The 17,407-nt window shown below is 74.1% G+C and carries 19 protein-coding genes; 5 read left to right on the top strand and 14 right to left on the bottom strand.

The window, feature by feature from the left end:
• Both G5C51_RS29400 and G5C51_RS29395 read right to left on the bottom strand, forming a co-directional pair.
• A partial coding sequence (locus G5C51_RS29400) for a response regulator (RefSeq protein ID WP_165241542.1) occupies positions 1-495 on the bottom strand: 495 nt, incomplete at its 3' end.
• Positions 492-1,766 (bottom strand): sensor histidine kinase, encoded by a 1,275-nt coding sequence (locus G5C51_RS29395; RefSeq protein ID WP_165241540.1) that lies wholly within the window; start codon positions 1,764-1,766, stop codon positions 492-494. The genes G5C51_RS29400 and G5C51_RS29395, both read right to left, overlap by 4 nt.
• 134 nt (positions 1,767-1,900) lie before the next feature.
• On the opposite strand from G5C51_RS29395, the gene G5C51_RS29390 reads away from it, so the two are divergent.
• From G5C51_RS29390 to valS, 4 genes are all read left to right on the top strand, one after another.
• On the top strand, positions 1,901-2,812 hold the full coding sequence (locus G5C51_RS29390) for an ABC transporter ATP-binding protein (RefSeq protein WP_206314456.1): 912 nt from the start codon (positions 1,901-1,903) through the stop codon (positions 2,810-2,812).
• Positions 2,809-3,657: an ABC transporter permease subunit gene (locus G5C51_RS29385; protein WP_165241536.1), complete on the top strand. Its 849-nt coding sequence runs from the start codon at positions 2,809-2,811 to the stop codon at positions 3,655-3,657. Before G5C51_RS29390 ends, G5C51_RS29385 begins: the two co-directional genes overlap by 4 nt.
• Before the next feature lie 81 nt (positions 3,658-3,738).
• Positions 3,739-4,380, top strand: a complete 642-nt coding sequence (locus G5C51_RS43280; protein ID WP_165241534.1) for a carbonic anhydrase — start codon at positions 3,739-3,741, stop codon at positions 4,378-4,380.
• A gap of 53 nt (positions 4,381-4,433) precedes the next feature.
• Positions 4,434-6,974, top strand: a complete 2,541-nt coding sequence (gene valS / locus G5C51_RS29375; protein ID WP_165241532.1) for a valine--tRNA ligase — start codon at positions 4,434-4,436, stop codon at positions 6,972-6,974.
• Here the strand turns inward: valS and G5C51_RS29370 are convergent, their stop codons facing one another.
• A complete protein-coding gene (locus G5C51_RS29370) occupies positions 6,975-7,466 on the bottom strand; it encodes an RNA polymerase sigma factor (protein ID WP_165241530.1) in 492 nt (163 codons plus the stop codon).
• 144 nt (positions 7,467-7,610) lie between these two features.
• On the opposite strand from G5C51_RS29370, the gene G5C51_RS29365 reads away from it, so the two are divergent.
• Entirely contained in the window at positions 7,611-9,224 is a 1,614-nt protein-coding gene (locus G5C51_RS29365) for an AfsR/SARP family transcriptional regulator (RefSeq protein ID WP_165241528.1), read from the top strand.
• A gap of 18 nt (positions 9,225-9,242) precedes the next feature.
• Here the strand turns inward: G5C51_RS29365 and G5C51_RS29360 are convergent, their stop codons facing one another.
• From G5C51_RS29360 to G5C51_RS29310, 11 genes are all read right to left on the bottom strand, one after another.
• The gene (locus G5C51_RS29360) at positions 9,243-9,869 is read right to left on the bottom strand and encodes a TetR/AcrR family transcriptional regulator (protein ID WP_165241526.1); all 627 of its coding nucleotides are present in this window, start codon (positions 9,867-9,869) and stop codon (positions 9,243-9,245) included.
• A gap of 54 nt (positions 9,870-9,923) precedes the next feature.
• The gene (locus G5C51_RS29355) at positions 9,924-10,232 is read right to left on the bottom strand and encodes a DUF4873 domain-containing protein (protein ID WP_165241524.1); all 309 of its coding nucleotides are present in this window, start codon (positions 10,230-10,232) and stop codon (positions 9,924-9,926) included.
• A 4-nt stretch (positions 10,233-10,236) separates the two neighbouring features.
• Positions 10,237-11,133 carry an AurF N-oxygenase family protein gene (locus G5C51_RS29350; RefSeq protein ID WP_165241522.1) on the bottom strand — a complete coding sequence of 299 codons (897 nt, stop codon included), beginning with the start codon at positions 11,131-11,133 and terminating at the stop codon, positions 10,237-10,239.
• A gap of 14 nt (positions 11,134-11,147) precedes the next feature.
• Entirely contained in the window at positions 11,148-11,993 is an 846-nt protein-coding gene (locus G5C51_RS29345) for a HesA/MoeB/ThiF family protein (protein WP_165241520.1), read from the bottom strand.
• Positions 11,990-12,904 carry a hypothetical protein gene (locus G5C51_RS29340; protein ID WP_165241518.1) on the bottom strand — a complete coding sequence of 305 codons (915 nt, stop codon included), beginning with the start codon at positions 12,902-12,904 and terminating at the stop codon, positions 11,990-11,992. The genes G5C51_RS29345 and G5C51_RS29340 overlap by 4 nt, the downstream gene beginning before the upstream one ends.
• Positions 12,901-14,166 (bottom strand): acyl-CoA dehydrogenase family protein, encoded by a 1,266-nt coding sequence (locus G5C51_RS29335; RefSeq protein WP_338118338.1) that lies wholly within the window; start codon positions 14,164-14,166, stop codon positions 12,901-12,903. The genes G5C51_RS29340 and G5C51_RS29335 overlap by 4 nt, the downstream gene beginning before the upstream one ends.
• Positions 14,167-14,212: 46 nt before the next feature.
• Positions 14,213-14,593, bottom strand: coding sequence for a hypothetical protein (locus G5C51_RS29330; RefSeq protein WP_165241516.1), 381 nt, complete (start codon positions 14,591-14,593; stop codon positions 14,213-14,215).
• Positions 14,590-16,182: a GMC family oxidoreductase N-terminal domain-containing protein gene (locus G5C51_RS29325; RefSeq protein WP_165241514.1), complete on the bottom strand. Its 1,593-nt coding sequence runs from the start codon at positions 16,180-16,182 to the stop codon at positions 14,590-14,592. The genes G5C51_RS29330 and G5C51_RS29325 overlap by 4 nt, the downstream gene beginning before the upstream one ends.
• Positions 16,179-16,865 carry an SGNH/GDSL hydrolase family protein gene (locus tag G5C51_RS29320; RefSeq protein ID WP_165241512.1) on the bottom strand — a complete coding sequence of 229 codons (687 nt, stop codon included), beginning with the start codon at positions 16,863-16,865 and terminating at the stop codon, positions 16,179-16,181. The genes G5C51_RS29325 and G5C51_RS29320 overlap by 4 nt, the downstream gene beginning before the upstream one ends.
• Positions 16,862-17,143: an acyl carrier protein gene (locus G5C51_RS29315; RefSeq protein WP_165241510.1), complete on the bottom strand. Its 282-nt coding sequence runs from the start codon at positions 17,141-17,143 to the stop codon at positions 16,862-16,864. Before G5C51_RS29315 ends, G5C51_RS29320 begins: the two co-directional genes overlap by 4 nt.
• Positions 17,144-17,170: 27 nt before the next feature.
• Positions 17,171-17,407 (bottom strand): hypothetical protein (locus tag G5C51_RS29310; protein WP_165241508.1); only part of this gene is annotated, 237 nt, incomplete at its 5' end.

The following is a 17,407-nucleotide window of genomic DNA, read 5'->3' as shown; positions in this document are numbered from 1 at the left end:
GGTGGTGTCCCGGCCTGGGGCCGGGCGGGCGGCGAAGTCGGCGATCAGGCGGCGGGTCACGCCGGGGGCGATGAGGCCGTCGCCGGCGGCGACGACGCGGACGGCGGCGAGGATGTCGTCGAGGGCCATGTCCTTGACGAGGAAGCCGGCGGCGCCGGCGCGGAGGGCGCCGTACACGTAATCGTCGTCGTCGAAGGTCGTCAGGACGATGACGTGGGCGGAGGACGGGCCTTCGGTGATACGGCGGGTGGCCTCGATGCCGTCGGTGCCGGGCATGCGGATGTCCATGACGACGACGTCGGGGTTGAGCGACTCGGCAAGGCGCACGGCTTCGGCTCCGTCGCCTGCTTCGCCGACCACCTCGAGGTCGGGGGCGTCGGTGATGACCATCTGGAGGGCGGTGCGGATGAGGGGCTGGTCGTCGGCGAGGACTACGCGGAGGGGGGCGGTGGGGGTGGTCGGGGCGCCGTCGTCGGCGAGCTCGGCGGCGGTCATTGGGCTGCCGCCGGGGTCTGCACCGAGCTCGTTGCCGCCTCGGCGAAGCGGTCGCCCGCCGGTGCCGGCAGCGGTAGCCGCGCTGCCACCCGGAAGCCGCCCTCCGGACGCGGGCCCGCCTCGAACTCGCCGTGCAGCAGCGCCACTCGCTCGCGCATGCCGACCAGGCCGTATCCCGTACCGGTGCCGCCACTCCGTCCTCGGCCCGCGCCGCCGGCCGGCGCCTGTCCCTCGTCGATGACCTCCACCACCAGCTCCTCCGTCCCGTAGCTGACCGTCACTCCGCAGACGCGGACCCCGGCGTGCCGGACCACGTTGGTCACCGCCTCCTGTGCGATCCGGTACGCCGCCAGGTCGATCTCCGGCGGCAGCGGCCGGCGCGTGCCGCGCCAGGCCACGGCGACCCGTACCCCCGCCGCCGTGGTCGCCGCCGCCAGGGCGTCGAGGTCGGCGAGGCCGGGGGCGTCGTCGATCGGCGCGGGGCGGTCCGGCTCCGCGGCCTCGCGCAGGGCGCCGAGCATGTGCCGGAGCCCCGCGAGGGTTTCGCGGCTGGCGTTCTCGACCTCCGCGAGCGCCTCCCTGGCCCGCGCCGGCTGGGTGTCGATGACCCGGCGGGCGGCGCCGGCCTGCAGCGCGACGATGCCGATGGTGTGCGCGACGACGTCGTGCAGTTCGCGGGCGATGCGCAGCCGTTCGTCGGTGACGGCCTGGACGGTGGCCCGGGTGCGCAGCTCCTCGGCGTGCTGCCGCGCCTGGTACGCGGAGTTGCCGATCAGCCAGGCGACCACGGTGGTGAGGGCGACGCTGAGCTCGGTGGACAGGCCGATGGTCCAGCCGAACGACAGCCGCACGGTGAGATAGGCGGCGAGCGTGCCCACGGCCATCGCGGCGGCGGTGATGCCCGTACGGCGCGGATGTCCGGCCGCGATGAAGTAGACGGCGACGTCCACGGCGAGGAACTGCAGCAGCGGCAGCTCCCCTTCCCCGAGCGCGGAGGGCGCGAGGGCGGCCCCGAGCAGCATCAGGGTGAGCGCGAGCAGCGGGCGCCTCTGCAGCCGGGCACAGCCGACCAGGGTGAGGGCCGTGGCGAGTACCAACGTGGTGACCCCGTCCCACCGGTAGAGCTGCGAGGCCGGCAGGTCGGCGGCCTCGGACTCGCCCGGCAGTCGCTGGAAGAAGACCAGCGTCAGCACCAGACCCACGGCCCATGCGAGCCCCACCCACGTCCCCGGCTCGATGCGCTTCAGCCGCGGCGGCACTACATCGGACATGCCGTGATCGTACGGTCGCGGGCCTCCCCGGTCATCAGCCCGCGGGTGTACACCCCTGGCTGACACCGGTGACCCGCGAAGTGTCACCGGCGGTCCGATGTGCGGGACCCGCCCGCCACGGGACCGTGTGGCACATGATCGAAGCCAACGAGCTCACGAAGCGCTACGGGAAGACCCTCGCCGTCGACCGCCTCTCCTTCACCGTCCGCCCGGGCCGGGTGACGGGCTTCCTCGGCCCGAACGGCTCCGGCAAGTCGACCACCCTCCGCCTCATCCTCGGGCTGCACACCCCCACCGCCGGCGCCGTCACCGTCGACGGCATCCGCTTCCGCGACCGCCCCCGCGGGCTGCGCCACGTCGGCGCCCTGCTCGACGCGGGCGACGTGCACGGCGGCCGCACCGCCGGCGCCCACCTCACCGCGCTGGCCCGCGGCAACCGAATCCCCAAGAGCCGCGTCGATGAGGTCCTGGCCGAGGTCGGCCTGACCGACGCCGCCCGCCGCCGCATCGGCGGCTACTCGCTCGGCATGAAGCAGCGCCTCGGCATCGCCACCGCGCTGCTCGGCGACCCCCCGGTGCTGCTCTTCGACGAGCCGCTCAACGGCCTCGACCCGGAGGGCGTGAAGTGGGTGCGCGGCCTGTTCCGGCGGCTGGCGCGCGAGGGCCGTACGGTCTTCGTCTCCAGCCATCTGATGTCGGAGATGGAGCACACCGCCGACGAGCTCGTGGTGATCGGCCGCGGCGAGCTGATCGCGGCGGAGAGCCTGAAGGACTTCGCGGGCCGGGCCACCACCCGGCTGAGCGTCGCCGTCCGCACCCCGGACCCGGCCGCGCTGACCACGCTGCTGACGGCGGCGGGCGCGGCCGTACGGGACGAGGACGGCCTGCTCACGGTCACCGGGCTGGCCGCGGAGCGGATCAGCGAGCTGGCCATGGGCCGGCAGCTCCCGATCCACGAACTCACCACCCGCACCGGCTCCTTGGAGGAGGCCTTCATGGAACTCACCGCAGGCAGCGTCGAGTACGCCACGGAGGAGACCCGATGACCACCGCGACCGTGACCCCGCCCATGGCGGCAGTAGCCACCTCCACCGCCCGCTTCCGAGACCTGCTCGCCGCCGAGTGGCTCAAGACCTGGTCGCTGCGGTCCACGCCCTGGGCGTACCTCCTCACCGCGCTGGCGGCGATCGGCTTCAGCGCGGGCCAGGCGTACGACGTGATCCACTATTGGGACCAGCGGCCGCCGTCGCCGCCCGCGCAGTACATCGGCGACGGCATCCCGGTGCAGATGATCTTCCACACCAACGCCGCCACCGTCCTTGCCATCGCCCTCACCGCCATCGGCGTCGTCTCCGTGGTCGGCGAGTACGGCAGCGGCCAGATCCGCACCACCTTCGCGGCCGTCCCGGCGCGGCGCTCGGTGATGGCGGCGAAGGCGGCGGTGCTGGCCGCGATCACCACGGTCTTCGGCTTCGTGGTGTCCTTCGTGTCCTTCTTCGCCACCCAGGCGCTGCTGGACCGGCGCGACGTCGGGGTGCCGCTCGACCACCCGGGCGCCCTGCAGGCCGTGATCGGCTCCGCGCTGCTGGCGCCGGTCTGCGCGCTGATCGGCTTCGCCTTCGGCGCCGTCCTGCGCCACACCGGTACGGGCATGTTCGCGGGCATCGTGCTGGTGCTGCTGTTCCCGTTCTTCTTCAGCGAGGACCACCACTGGTCGGCGATCCTCAACCACGCCCTGCCGATGCCGGCGTGGGAGCGGCTGACGGAGGCGGGGTTCAACCGGATGTCTCCGTATCCCTGGACCCCGGAGGGAGCCTTCACCGTGTACGCGGCATGGGCCGTGCTCGCGACGGCCGTTGGAGTGATGTCGGTGCACCGGCGGGATCAGTGAGTGCGCCGGGCAACCCCCGCCGGGGGGATTGCCCGGCGAATTCGCAGGTCACCGGCGTGGCCCCGGCTCTACGGTCGGGGCGTGCCAGCTCGACGAAGCATCCTCGCCGCCGCCCTGCCCTCAACTCGCCCCGCCGCCAACGGACATCGCCCCGCCTCCGCCTCCGCCGCCCTGGCCCTCCTCGACGCCGGCAACCGCCGCTACGCCGCCTGCCACCCCGTCCACCCGCACTCCGACCTCGGCCGCCGGCGCGCGGTGGCGGTCACCCAGCACCCCTTCGCCTGCGTCCTCGGCTGCGTCGACTCCCGCGTCCCCCCGGAGCTGGTCTTCGACCAGGGCCTCGGCGACCTGCTCACCATCCGCACCGCCGGCGCCGTCCTCGACGAGGCCGTCCTGGCCAGCGTGCAGTTCGCGGTCGCGGAGCTGCGGGTGCCGCTGGTGCTGGTGCTCGGGCACGAGCGGTGCGGGGCGGTATCGGCGGTGGTGGAGGCGGTACGGACCGCGCGCCCGCTGCCCGGACATCTCGCGTACGTGCAGCGCGCGCTCACCCCCGCGGTGTACGCCGCCCGGCGGCACTCCGGCGACTGGGTCGACAACGCCGTCCGCGAGAGCGCCCTCCAGGCCCGCCGGCGACTGGTGGCCGAACCGGAACTCGCGGCATCGGTCCGGGTGGCCGCGGGCCGCTTCGACCTGGACACCGGCCGGGTCCGGCTCATCGGCTGAACGTCCCGTAAATGCGTTTCCGTCTGCCCGCCGCAGGCGCCTAGCATCCCGTCATGACGGACCTACCTGCGAAGCCCTCCCTCGACGGGATCGAGGAGAAGTGGGCCCGGGCGTGGGAGGACGGCGAAGCCTATCGCTTCGACCGGACCGCGCCCCGGGCTCAGATCTTCTCGATCGACACCCCTCCCCCGACGGTGAGCGGCTCGCTGCACGTAGGCCATGTCTTCTCCTACACCCACACCGACGCCGTCGCCCGCTATCAGCGGATGCGCGGGCGTGCGGTCTTCTATCCGATGGGGTGGGACGACAACGGGCTGCCGACCGAGCGGCGGGTGCAGAACTACTACGGCGTGCGCTGCGAGCCCTCGCTCCCGTACGACCCGGACTTCACCCCGCCCGAGAAGCCGGGCAAGCAGGCCGTCGCCGTCTCCCGGCGTAATTTCATCGAGCTCTGCGAGCGGCTCACCGCCGAGGACGAGCAGGTCTTCGAGGCGCTGTGGCGGCGGCTCGGGCTGTCCGTCGACTGGAGCCTCACGTACCGGACGATCGACGCGCGCGCCCGCGCCACCTCACAGCGCGCCTTCCTCGACAATCTGGCCCGCGGCGAGGCGTACACCGCCGAGGCGCCCACGCTCTGGGACGTCACCTTCCGCACCGCGGTCGCGCAGGCCGAGCTGGAGGACCGGGAGCGGCCCGGCGCCTTCCACGACCTGGCCTTCCACGGTCCTGACGGGGCGGACATCACCGTCGCCACCACCCGGCCCGAGCTGCTGCCCGCCTGCGTGGCGCTGGTCGCGCACCCCGACGACGCCCGCTATCAGGGCCTCTTCGGGCGTACGGCCCGCACCCCGCTCTACGGCATCGAGGTCCCGGTCGTCGCGCACCGGCTCGCGGACCCGGAGAAGGGGTCCGGGATCGCGATGGTGTGCACCTTCGGGGACACCACCGACGTCATCTGGTGGCGGGAACTGCGGCTGGCCACCCGCCCGGTGATCGGCTGGGACGGCCGCTTCCGCGCCGAGCCGCCGCCGGGCCTCGCCGGCCCCGACGCCCTGGCCGCGTACGGGAAGCTCGCCGGTGCCACCGTCCACACCGCCCGCGAACGCACCGTCGAGATGCTGCGCGGCAGCGGCGAACTCCTCGGCGAGCCGCGACAGGTGACGCACGCGGTGAAGTTCTACGAGCGGGGCGAGAAGCCGCTCGAGATCGTCACCACCCGGCAGTGGTATCTGCGCAACGGCGGCAGGGACGCCGGGCTGCGGGACGAGCTGCTGGCCCGCGGCCGGGAGCTGACCTGGCAGCCGCCGCACATGCGGGCCCGTTACGAGAACTGGGTCGAGGGGCTCGCCGGTGACTGGCTGATCAGCCGGCAGCGGTTCTTCGGCGTGCCGATTCCGGTCTGGTATCCGCTCGGGGAGGACGGCGCGCCGGATTACGACCGGCCGCTGACGCCGGACCGGGAGGCGCTGCCCGTCGACCCCAGCGCCGAGCCGCCGCCCGGTTACGAGGAGGCGCAGCGCGGCCGGCCCGGCGGCTTCACCGGCGACCCGGACATCCTCGATACGTGGGCCACCTCCTCCCTCACCCCGCAGATCGCGGGCGGCGCGCTCGCCGACCCGGAGCTCTTCGGCCGCGTCTTTCCAATGGATCTGCGGCCGCAGGGGCACGACATCATCAGGACCTGGCTGTTCGCGACCGTCGTCCGGTCGCATCTGCAGCACGGGCAGCTGCCCTGGCGGCATGCGGCGATCTCCGGGTGGATCCTCGACCCCGACCGCAAGAAGATGTCGAAGTCCAAGGGGAACGTCGTCACCCCGGCCCATCTGCTGGAGCAGTACGGCTCGGACGCGGTCCGCTATTGGGCGGCGAGCGCCCGCCCTGGTACGGACGCGACCTTCGACCCGGGCCAGATGAAGATCGGCCGCCGGCTGGCCATCAAGGTCCTCAACGCCTCCCGCTTCGTCCTCGGCTTCGGCCCGCCGCGGCCGGACGCCGAGGTGACCGAGCCGCTCGACCGGGCGCTGCTCGCGGCTCTGGCCGCCACGGTCGAGGGCGCGACGGCGGCCTTCGAGGCGTACGACTACGCGCGGGCGCTGGAGCTCACCGAGCGGTTCTTCTGGCGCTTCTGCGACGACTACGTGGAACTGGTCAAGGCTCGGGCCTACGGCGAACAGCAGCCGGACGGCGCGGAGTCGGCGCGGGCCGCGCTGGCCACCGCGCTGTCGGTACAGCTGCGGCTGCTGGCGCCGTTCCTGCCGTTCGCGACCGAGGAGGTGTGGTCGTGGCGGGCCGCGGGCTCGGTGCACCGGGCGGCGTGGCCGGAACCGGCCGAGCTCGGCACGGCGGCCGCCGACGGCGACCCCGCGCTGCTGGACACCGCCGCCGCGGTGATCGCCGCGGTGCGGCGCGCCAAGTCGGAGGCGAAGGTGTCGATGCGTACGGAGGTCGCCGCGCTGACGGTCACCGGCCCGGCGGCGGAGCTGGCCCGCTTCCAGCAGGTCGCCGCCGATGTCCGGGCGGCGGGCCGGGCCCTCCACGGCGCCCTGGAGACGCGCGCGGAGGGCACCGGACTGGTCGTCGACGTCCGGCTCTGATCAGCGCGACATCTCCGCGTGATACCGGGTCCGCAGCTGCTTGCGGGCCCGGGTGAAGGCGCTCTCCGCCGACTTCACGGAGATCCGCAGATGCCGCGCCGTCTCCGTCGGCGTCAGCCCGCTGGCGCGCGCGAGCAGCACCTCGCGCTCGCGCACGCCCAGGGCGACGGTCTGCTCCAGCAGCCAGGCGCCCGCCGCCTGTTCGCACAGCCGGCTCGCGACGTCCTCCCCCACCGGTGCCGTGTGCCCGCGCAGCATCCGCTGCTCGCGGGCCCGGCGCCGGTGCTGGTCCACACAGAGCCGCAACGTGATGGTGGTCAGCAGCGGGCCGACCCGCGTCTCGTCGAGCCGCTCGAAGGTCGCGGCCCTGATCATCGCCTCCTGTACGCAGTCCTCGGCGTCGGGCGTGCTGCCCAACCTGGTCCGTGCCAGCCGCAGGAGCCGCTCCCGCTCCCGTACGACCAGCGTCCACCGTCTTTCCGCGACGTGCATGTGCAACTCCCCCCGTAACGGCGTACGGTCCGCCGTCAGCTGACGCCGATCGTGGCCGGGAGCGGTGCGGGAAAGCTTGACGGCGTGTCACGGGGCTGAGGACGCTGGTGGCAGGCACGGCAAGGCGGCCACAAGGAATCCTCAATGACGACGTTTCAGCTGCTGGGACCGGTGGGCTGTCTGGACGGAGGCGCTCCGGTGCCGATCGGACCGCCGCGGCAGCGCTGCGTCCTCGCCGTGCTGGCGGCGAGCGCGAACGCGGTCGTGATGCCGGAGGAGCTGGTGGACCGGGTGTGGGGCGCGGACCCGCCGCCGTCCGCGCGCGCGACGCTGCACACGTACGTATCCCGGCTGCGCTCGGTGCTGTCGTCGCCCGCGGCCGCGGTGCTGCGCCGGCACGGCGGCTATGTGCTGGAGACCGAGCCGGAGTCGGTGGACCTGGTGCACTTCCGGCGCCTGGTGCGGCGGGCGCGGTCGGCCGCGGACGACGAAGCCGCGGTGCGGCTGCTGCGGGCGGCGGTGGAGCTGTGGCGGGGCGCGCCGCTGCTCGGCATCTCCGGGGAGTGGGCGGAGCGGACCCGGCGGCTGCTGACGCTGGAGCGGCTGTCGGCGGTGGTGGAGTGCCACGAGGTGGAGCTGCGGCTGGGGGGACGGGAGGGGCTGCTCGACGAGTTGTACGCGCTCGCCGCGGAGCATCCGGAGAACGAGCAGGTGGCCAGGAACCTGATGACCGCCCTGTACCGCGCCGGCCGCCGCGCCGAGGCCCTGGGCCGGTACGCAGCGCTGCGGGGTCGGCTCGCTGACCAGCTCGGGGTGGATCCGGCGGCGGCTACGCAGGAGTTGTCCGCGCGGATCGAGCGCGGGGACGCGGCGCTCGCGGCAGTGCCGGGGCCGGGCGCGGGCGCAGCGGTGCGGGGCACGGGCGGGCGCGGTGCGGCCGGGCGGGGTGGACTCCCCGCGGTGCCGCGGCAGTTGCCGCGGGTCAACCGGCTCGTCGGGCGGGAGCAGGAGCTCGCGGTGCTCGACGGCTTCACGGCCCCGCGCGCCGGAGGCACGCCGCCGCTGCGGGTCGTGGAGGGGCCGGAGGGGATCGGCAAGACGGCGCTCGCCGTGCACTGGGCGCGGCGCGCGGCCGACCGCTATCCCGACGGGCAGGTCTTCGTGGATCTGCACGGCAGCGGTCCCGCCGAGGGCGGGCGGGAGGCGGTGCCGGCGGCCGACGCGCTGCGGTTCGCGCTGTGGAGCTTGGGGGTGCCGCCGCCAACGGCCCCGCGGGGGGCCGGTCCCGGCGAGAACGGCGGTGGCGCGGGGGCCGGCGGCAGCGCGGGAACCGGAGACCCCGGCGACCTCGCCGCGCTCCGGCTTGCGTACGACGAGGCGACGCGGGGCCTGCGAGTGGTGATCGTGCTCGACGACGCCGGCGGTACGGGCCAGGTGGCGCCGTTCCTGCCGGGGCCCGCGGCCGGTGCGGTGATCGTGACCGCGCGGCGCGGCACCGAGCTGGGCGGGCTCGACCGGCTCGCGCCCGTACGAAGGCTGCGGCTGGCCGCGCTCACCGAGCATCAGTCGGTGCGGCTGCTCACGGAGATGCTCGGCGAGGCGCGGGTGCGCACCGAGCCGGAGGCGCTCGCCCGCATTGTCGAGCTCTGCGGACGGCGTCCTGGGGCGCTCGGCGACGCGGCGGAACGGGCGGCGGGCCGGCCGCGGTTGGCCCTGGCGGACCTGGCGGATTCGCTGGCCGCGGCTGAAGGACGCTGACGACGCCCCGCACCGGACCTACGCGGCGGAGCCGCCCCGCGCCGCCAGCGCCGTGAAGAGCGACCGCAGCTCCGCCAGGCTGTCCTGCAGCGCCGCCGGCTGGTCGTCCGCGCGGGCCACCGCCATCGCCGTTTCGCACAGCGCGCCGTAGAGGATGTGCGCGAGCGCCTGCTCGGAGTGCGGGGTGACCTCGCCCGAGGCTGCCGCGCGGCGGATGCCCTCGCGCATCATGCCGAGGCAGTCCGTGCTCAGCTCCCGCATCGCTTCCCAGCCGAGGGCGCCCGGCGCGTCGAGGAGGCTGATCCGCTGTACGTCGGGGTCGAGGGCGGCGGTGAGGAAGGCTTCCGCGCCGACGTACACCGCGTCCCAGGAGTCCGGGCGCTCACAGGCGACATACGCGTCCGCCACGACCCGGTTCAGCCGCTCCTGCTCGCGCTCGTAGACCGCGCGGAAGAGGTGCTGCTTTCCGGTGAAGTGGTGGTAGAGCGCGCCCTTGGTGACATGCGCCGCCTCGCAGACGGCGTCGAGCGAGGTGGCGCCGTAGCCACCCCGGGCGAACAGCTCGCGGGCCGCGCGCAGCAGGTCCTCGATGGTGTGGTCGGCCCGCTCGCGCTGCGTCGGCCGTGCTCGCACCCGCGTCGCCATGATCCGTACCTGCCCTCCGAGTTGGGGGTCGCCGCCTTCCGTACCGACAGTACGTCAGTCGGCTTCCGTGAGCGCGTACGGGATCCGGAACGGGGGCGTGCTCACGCCCTCGATCCGGTAGCGCCGCCACAGGTCGGGCTCGCCGAGGATGCCGATCGCGCTGCCCTCCGACGTGCTCAGCACCGCCGCGAGACCGCCGTCGCCCGCCACCCGGGTCAGCTCGTCGTCGGCGGCCAGCCGGCCGTACCACCGGTACCGCCCGTCCAGCGGCTGGAAGCACCCGCCGAGCACCGCCGTCAGCCGGAAGTCCCGGCCGCCGGCCCGGAGGGTCACCGGGCCGGTGTAGCCGTCATGTCCGCTCATGCCGCTAGTCCTTGAGCCAGCCGGCGTCGTGCCACACCTTCTCGGACCGGCCGCCGATGAGGCCGATCTTCCGGTAGTACGGGGCGATGCGCTCGGCTCCGTAGGCGGCGTTGGCCTTGCCGATGGGGTTGGCGCGGCCGGCCGCCACCGCCGCCTTCGGGTCCAGGCCCGCGCGCTCGTACATCAGCGGGTTGTAGCGGTCGTGGCGGATCGTCTTGACCACGCCGGCCAGGAAGTGCCGCAGCAGCTCCAGCCGGCGCTTGGACAGCGTGGGCACGAAGCGCTCCAGCTCGGTGCGGGCGAAGCTGATGTGCCGGGACTCCTCCACCACATGGATGCGGGCGACGGTGCGCACCACCGGCTGCACCGACTCGTCGGCGGCCTGTTCGCGCTGGAAGCGGTCGAAGAACTCCTCGGTGAGCAGCAGCATCGCCCACAGCGCGGGCACGGGGGCGAAGGTCTTCAGCAGCAGGCCGTTGCGCTGCGTCTTCTTCGCGACCGGGTAGAACTCCGAGCCGATCCGGTCGACCAGACGGGCGAACATGATCATGTGGCGGACCTCGTCCGCGATCTCGGTGAGCGCGAACTGCACCTGCGGCGAGGTCACGTCCCGTTTGTAGGCGTAGCGGGAGACGAGGTGCAGCAGGATGTGCTCGGTCCACACGCCCGCGGCCAGCGAGGACGCCAGCTCCTCGCGGCTGAGCAGCAGCCGCTGCTCGGGGCTGAGCCGCTCGTACATCTCGGTCCCGTAGAGCGATATCCGCCGCTCCGGCAGGAACCACTTGCCCTCGACGAGCGGCTGCTGCCAGTCGACGTCGATGCGCGGGTCGTAGGAGTGCTTGGCGGAGGCGACGAGGAGGTTCGCCGCCTTCTTGGTCTGGCGGTCCAGTGCTGTGGTCATCGGGCTTCTTCCCTTCAGGGTGCGACTGACGGTGCGACGAGCTGGTGGACGTCCACGGTCAGTTCGGGGCGGACCGGGTGGCCGGCGACGATCTCGGCGACGTAGCGGGCGGCGAGGACGCCGAACAGCTCGGAGGCGTAGACGAGTTGCGGAACGCTGTAGTCCGGCTCCGCGCCGTGGGCGCGGATGTCGGCGACGAGGTCGGCGGGGACGATGGCGCGCGGGATGATCCGCAGCAGCAGCTCCCACAGCTCGCCGTGGGCCAGGTCGGCCTCGCGGACGGCGCCGGCCAGCGGGCGCAGGCCCGCGCCGTAGTCGTAGTGGCGGATGTGCTGGGTGCCGGAGAGGTCGTAGCCGGAGACCACCGGGCGGCGGGCGTACGCGCCGGCGGCGTGCAGGGCGTACTTCGCGTGCCAGCCGGCGCGGGTGGTCACGTCGACGCCGTCGACGATGACGTCGGCCGCGGCGGCCAGCCCGGCGGCATTGCCCGGCAGCACGCCGTCGGTGACGATGCGCACCGTCGCGTACGGGTTGATGTCGGTGATCCGGTCGGCCGCCGCCCGGGCCTTGTTGCGGCCGATGTCGGCGCGGCCGGCGTGCTGCCGGTTGAGGTTGTTGAGCTCGTACGCGCCCGGCTCGGCGAGCACGAACCCGCCCACCCCCAGCCGGGCCAGCGGCTCGATGACGGCGCCGCCGGTGGAGCCGCAGCCGGCGACCAGGACGGTGGCGGCGCGCAGCGCCTGCTGGGTGGCCGCGGGGATCAGGCCGCGGTTGCGTTCGGTGAGCGCGGCGTAATACGCGTCCGGGCCGAGCGCGCGGCGGGTGGTGACGGTCGTGCGGCTCGTGCGGCTCGTGCTCATGCGCGTACCCTCTTCACTTCGCCGTGGACCCGGCCGACCAGCTCCCGGAATCCCGCCAGCGGGTCGGGGGCGGCGAGCGCCTCGCGCAGCCAGCGCAGCAGCTCGGCGAGCTCCGCCCCGTGCGGCGCCTGGGCGACGAACGGCTTGACCTCCCGCCGGTGCACGTACGCCGGGGCGAGCAGATCGCCCGGCGGCAGGGCTGGATGCGTGCCCTCGATCACCGTGATGTGCTTCAGGCTGCGCAGCAGCCGCCGTATCGCCAGGCCCTCCTCACCGTCGCCGATGAGGTAGGCGGGCGCCGGGTCGAGGCGGCCGAGCGCCGTGTAGAAGCCGAGCATCAGCTCCAGGGACATCCGCATCCGCAGCAGCCCGGGGGCGGCCGCGTCCGCGCCGCCGCGCATCAGCCGCTTGATCTCCCAGACCTGTCCGGTGTCCGCCCCCGCGGCGGCCGGCACCAGGTCGAAGAGCCTTATGCCGTGCGCCACTTCCACCGGGAAGCGGCCGCGGCGCGGGTCCGCCAGCGGCAGCCGGCGCCGGTCCGCGGCCCCGGTGAGGGATACGTAGCGCAGGATGCGGCCGCTGCGGTCGTCGATGCCGATGACGTGCAACTCCTCGCCGGGGCCCGACTTGTGCGGCTCGGCGAAGAGGCCGCGGGCGTGGACCTGGGTGTCGTCGGCGAACCGGGAGCGCAGGTACTGGGCGAGCCGGAAGCCGTGGATCACCAGCAGGTAGCGCTCGGGCAGGGTGGAGCCGAGGGCGGCGACGACCGTGCGGCCGCCGGGGTGGCGGGCGCGGTGCACGAGGTCGTCGCGGTCGGCGAGGCCGCGCAGGCTGAGGCGGTCGGTGAGGGCGAGGACGTCCTGGATGTAGCGGTCGCGGCGGAGTTCGGGCGGCGCGAGGGCGGTGGTCACGGCCGCCGCCCGTAGAGCGCGCCGGTGATCGCCAGGGCGAGCACCTCGGGGGTGCCCTCGTAGATCCGGGCGCCGAAGGACTCGCGGACGAGCTTCTCCACCCCGTACTCGCGGCAGTAGCCGCGGGCGCCGACGATCGACATCGCTTCCTCGGCGACCTCGACGGCGGCGCGGTCGGCGAAGAGCTTGGCGACGGCGGGGCCGTAGACGGGGGCGGGCAGCATGTGGTCCGCCTGGTACGCGGCCTGCAGATACAGGAGCCGCGCCGCCTCCACCTTCGCCGACATCTCGGCGAGCTTGCGGGCGGTGAACTGGTGCTCGTGCAGCGGCTTTCCGCCCTGCACCCGCTCCCCCGCGAAGTCCTTGGCGATGGTCAGGGCGGCCCGCGCGACGCCCGTGGAGATGGCGGCGACGATGGAGCGGGCCTGGTTGGACTGGACGGCGAGATAGTCCAGGGCGCGGCCCTCGCCGAAGATCACGTTCTCCTCGGGGACCCGTACCTCGTCGAAGTGGAGTGTGGTGCCGAGGCAGGCGCGGTAGCCCATCTTGTCGGCGACCTCGCCGCGGGTGACGCCCTCGCTGTCCAGGGGGACGACGAAGACGGTGAGCCCGGTGGCGCCCTCGTGGCCCTCCAGGTTGGCGAAGACGGCGGCCCAGTCGGCGACCTTGCCGTTGGTGATGAAGCGCTTCACGCCGGTGAGGACGTAATGGTCGCCGTCCCGGCGGGCGGTCATTACGTCGGCCGCGTGGCCGGCGTTCTCGGGTATGAGCAGGTCGCAGCCGGCGGCGTCCTCGGTGATGGCGTTGCAGGCGAGCACCGGCTCGTCGCCGAGGAAGGCGGGCAGAAAACGTGATTGCAGCTGCCGGTCGCCGGAGAAGAGCACCGAGGTCTGGCCGAGCAGCGAGGCGCCGAAGACCAGCGCCGTGCTCGCGCACACCGCGGCGAGCTCCTCCATGGCGACGGCGCAGCCGAGCACGCCGACGCCGCGGCCGCCGAGCTCCTTCGGGATGGTCAGGCGCAGCAGGCCGAGCTCGTGGCCTTTACGGATCGTGTCCCAGTCGAAGTCGTCGGCCGGGGCGAGGTCGTTGGCGAGCACGCGCGGCCTGACGACGGTCTCGGCGTAGTGCCGGACCTCGTCGCGTAACTCCTCGACCTCCGGCGGCAGCCGGAACATCGACGGCATCGCGGCGCCGTCGAGGGCGCGGAGGTCGGAGAGCGTGGGCGCGTGCGGGGTGGTGGCGGGTGGTGCGGTCGTGGTCACGGTGACAGGTTCCTTCGTTCAGTGTGCGGAGTTCAGAGTGCGGAGCTCAGTGGGCGGTCGGCAGCGCGAGCCGCGCGTACTCGCGGCCGAGGAACGGCAGCAGGTCGCCGAGCAGCCGCAGCCGCGTCACCGGCCCCTTCACGGCGAGCCGCCGGGTGACGACGGCGCGCGGCACGGGCAGCCGGCCGAGCAGGATCTCGTGCAGGGTGGCGGCGGACAGCTCCAGGCGCAGGGCCGGGCCGGGAGTGGGCCGGTCGTGCACGCCGTCGGGTCCGAGCGACAGCTCGTATCCCGGGTCGGCGAGCACGAAGTGCAGCCGCAGGTCGGCCTCTTTGAGGACGGTGACGAAGGCGGCGTCGTCGAGCGCGGCGGCGAAGGCGCCGCGGTAGAGCGCGCGGGACCGCTCGGCGTCGGTGTGGAGGGTCATGCGATCAAGGCCTTTCCGTACGGGAGGTGCTGAAGGATCAGATCGGCGGCGCGCTCCGCGAGCATCACGGTCGGCGCGTGGGTGTGGCCGCGCGGGATGGCCGGCATCGCCGACGCGTCGACGACGCGCAGCCCGCCGATGCCGCGCACGCGCAGCTCCGGGTCGAGCACGGCGTCCTCGTCAGGGCCCATCCGGCAGGAGCCGACGGGGTGGTAGAGGGTGTCGGCGTAGCGCCGGATCAGCGCCTCGACGCCCGCCGCGGAGGAGTCCAGTGCGCCCGGCGTGAGGGCCGGGCCGAGCCGCCCGGCCAGCCCCAGCCGGGCGAGCACCTCCTGCGCCCGCCGCACGCCCGTGGTGAGCACACGCAGGTCGGCAGGGTCGGTGAGATAGCCGGGGTCGATGGCGGGCGGGGCCGCCGGGTCGGCGGACCGCAGCCGGATCCGGCCCTCGCTCCCCGGCCGCAGCAGCACCACGCCGAGCGTGACGCCGTGCCCGTCGGGCACGTGCCGGCCGTGCAGGAAGGGCAGCACCATCCAGACGAACTCCAGGTCGGGCGCCGGGACTTCCGGCGAGCTGCGCAGGAAGGCGACCGCCTCGGCGATGTTGGACGTGAGCCGCCCGCGCCGGCCGTGCAGATAGCGCCCGAGCTCCCCCGACGGATCGCCGACGCCGGGCGAGACCGGGCCGCGGGCGGAGAAGGCGAGCGGCACGTGCAGATGGTCGGCGAGGTGGCCGCCGACCGCGGGCACGTCGGCGTGCACCTCGATGCCGTGCTCCTTCAGATGCGCGGCCTCGCCGATGCCGGAGAGCATCAGCAGCTGCGGGCTGCCGACGGCCCCGGCGGCGAGAATCACCTCCGCCGCCCGTATGACCTGGACGCCGGCGGCCGTCTCGTACTCGACTCCGGTGGCCCGCCCGTCCTCGATCAGCACCCGGCGGGCCTGGGCGCCGGTGACGACGGTGAGGTTGGGACGCTTCGCCGCCGGGCGCAGGTAGGCGTCGGCGGCGGACCAGCGGCGCCCTGCGCGCTGCGTGGTGCGTACGGGCCCGGCGCCCTCGGGGTCGAAGGCCTCGCTGCCGGTCAGCGGCCCGATGCCGCAGTCGGCGCAGGCGGCGAGGAACTCGTCCGTGGCCGGGCTCGGATCGCGTAGATCCTCGATCCGCACCGGCCCGCCGGTGCCGTAGCCGCAATCGCCACCGGCCCGGTCCTCGGCTCGCCGGAAGTACGGCAGCACGTCGGCCATCGACCAGCCGTCGCAGCCCAGGTCCGCCCACCCGTCGTAATCGGCGCGATGACCCCGGGTCCAGATCTGCGCGTTGAGCGACGACGATCCGCCGAGCGTCTTGCCCCGCGGCCAGTGCAGCGCCCGCCCGCCGAGCCCAGCCTGCGGGTCGGTGGTGAAGTCCCAGTCGTACGGGGACCCGAACAGCCGCGGGAAGGCGGCCGGGATGCTGATCTCGGCGCTGCGGTCGGGCCGCCCCGCCTCCAGCAGCACGACCCGGTCCCGGCCGCCCGCGCTCAGCCGTTCGGCGAGCACGCAGCCCGCCGAGCCGGCGCCGACGATCACGTACCTGGCGGTGGCCGTCACGGCGCACCGCCCGCCCGCAGCCGCTCGGCGAGGGCCTTGACGATCTCGGTCGCGAGCGCGGCCTGCCCCTCCATCGCGAAGTGGATGCCGTCCGCGCTGAGCAGCGTCTTGCGCAGCCGGACCGGGTGCTCCCACATCTCGACGAGGACGGCGCCGTGCCGCCGGGCGACGGCCCGGATGCGCTCGTTGAGCGCGGCCATCGGCTCACGGAAGGCGGCCAGTTCGGGGAAGGTGTCGAAGACATTGGTGACGGTGAAGGTGAACATGTCGGCGCCCTGCGCGCGCAGCGCCCCGTAGATCGCGTCCAGCTCCGCCTCGACGGCGTCCAGATCCGGCCGCTCGACGAACAGGTCATTGCCCCCGGCCGCGACATTCACCAGATCAGGACGGAAGGCCAGCACCTGCTCCAGCTGCCCGGCCCGCACCTCGGCGGTACGCAGCCCGTCCACCCCGGTGTTGAGGTACTGGAAGACCGGCCGCCGCCCCCGCCCGAGCGCCGCGGCGACCCGCTCGGGCCAGCGCTGCTCGGCGTAACCGGGGCTGGGGTCGCCGGTGCCGCAGGCGAAGCTGTCGCCCATGACGGCGAGCCGCCGCCAGGGCGCGGCGGCGAGCAGCCCGGCGGCCTCCGCCGGCGGCAGGCACAGCGGGTCGGCCGCTTCGCGTTCGTACGTCGCCGTGGTCATCGCAGGCCCGCCTCCTCGACGGCCTCGGCCGGCATCCGCTCGGCGACGAAGGTCTCGATGTCGGCGACGGTCTTCACGTCCGGCGTCGTCGCCGACTCGGTGGGCGTGAGCCGTAAGGCGAAGTCCTGCTCGATGCGGATCGAGAGCTCGATGACGGCCAGGGAGTCGTAGCCGAGGTCCTCGACGAGGCGGTCGGCGGGGTGGGCGGCGCGATTGCCCAGCGGGCTCATCTCGCCGACGATCGTCCGGACGGTCTCGCGAAGCGTGGTGCTGTCCATGGTCGGTGGCCTTTCGGTTGGTATGGATTACGGAAGTCGGGCGGCTGCGCGGACCGGGTGCGGGGCGTTCCAGTGCTCCTCGTACGCGTCCAGCGCCTGCTCGATCGCCTGGTCCCAGGCGCGGCCCGCCCGTTCGGCGAGGTGCGGCAGGGCGATCAGGCGGAGCTGCTTCAGCAGCCGCTCGCGGGCGATGGCCATGCCGCCGCCGAGCTGCGCGGCGCGGCTGTGCAGCGCGGCGGGCAGGGCGGGGGCGGGGTTGTGGCG

The organism is Streptomyces coryli (genome assembly GCF_011044975.1).
In the GTDB taxonomy this organism is placed as follows: Bacteria; Actinomycetota; Actinomycetes; order Streptomycetales; family Streptomycetaceae; genus Streptomyces; species Streptomyces coryli.
Note: the sequence above shows the minus strand (reverse complement) of the source record. Positions and strands in the feature narration are given on the sequence as shown.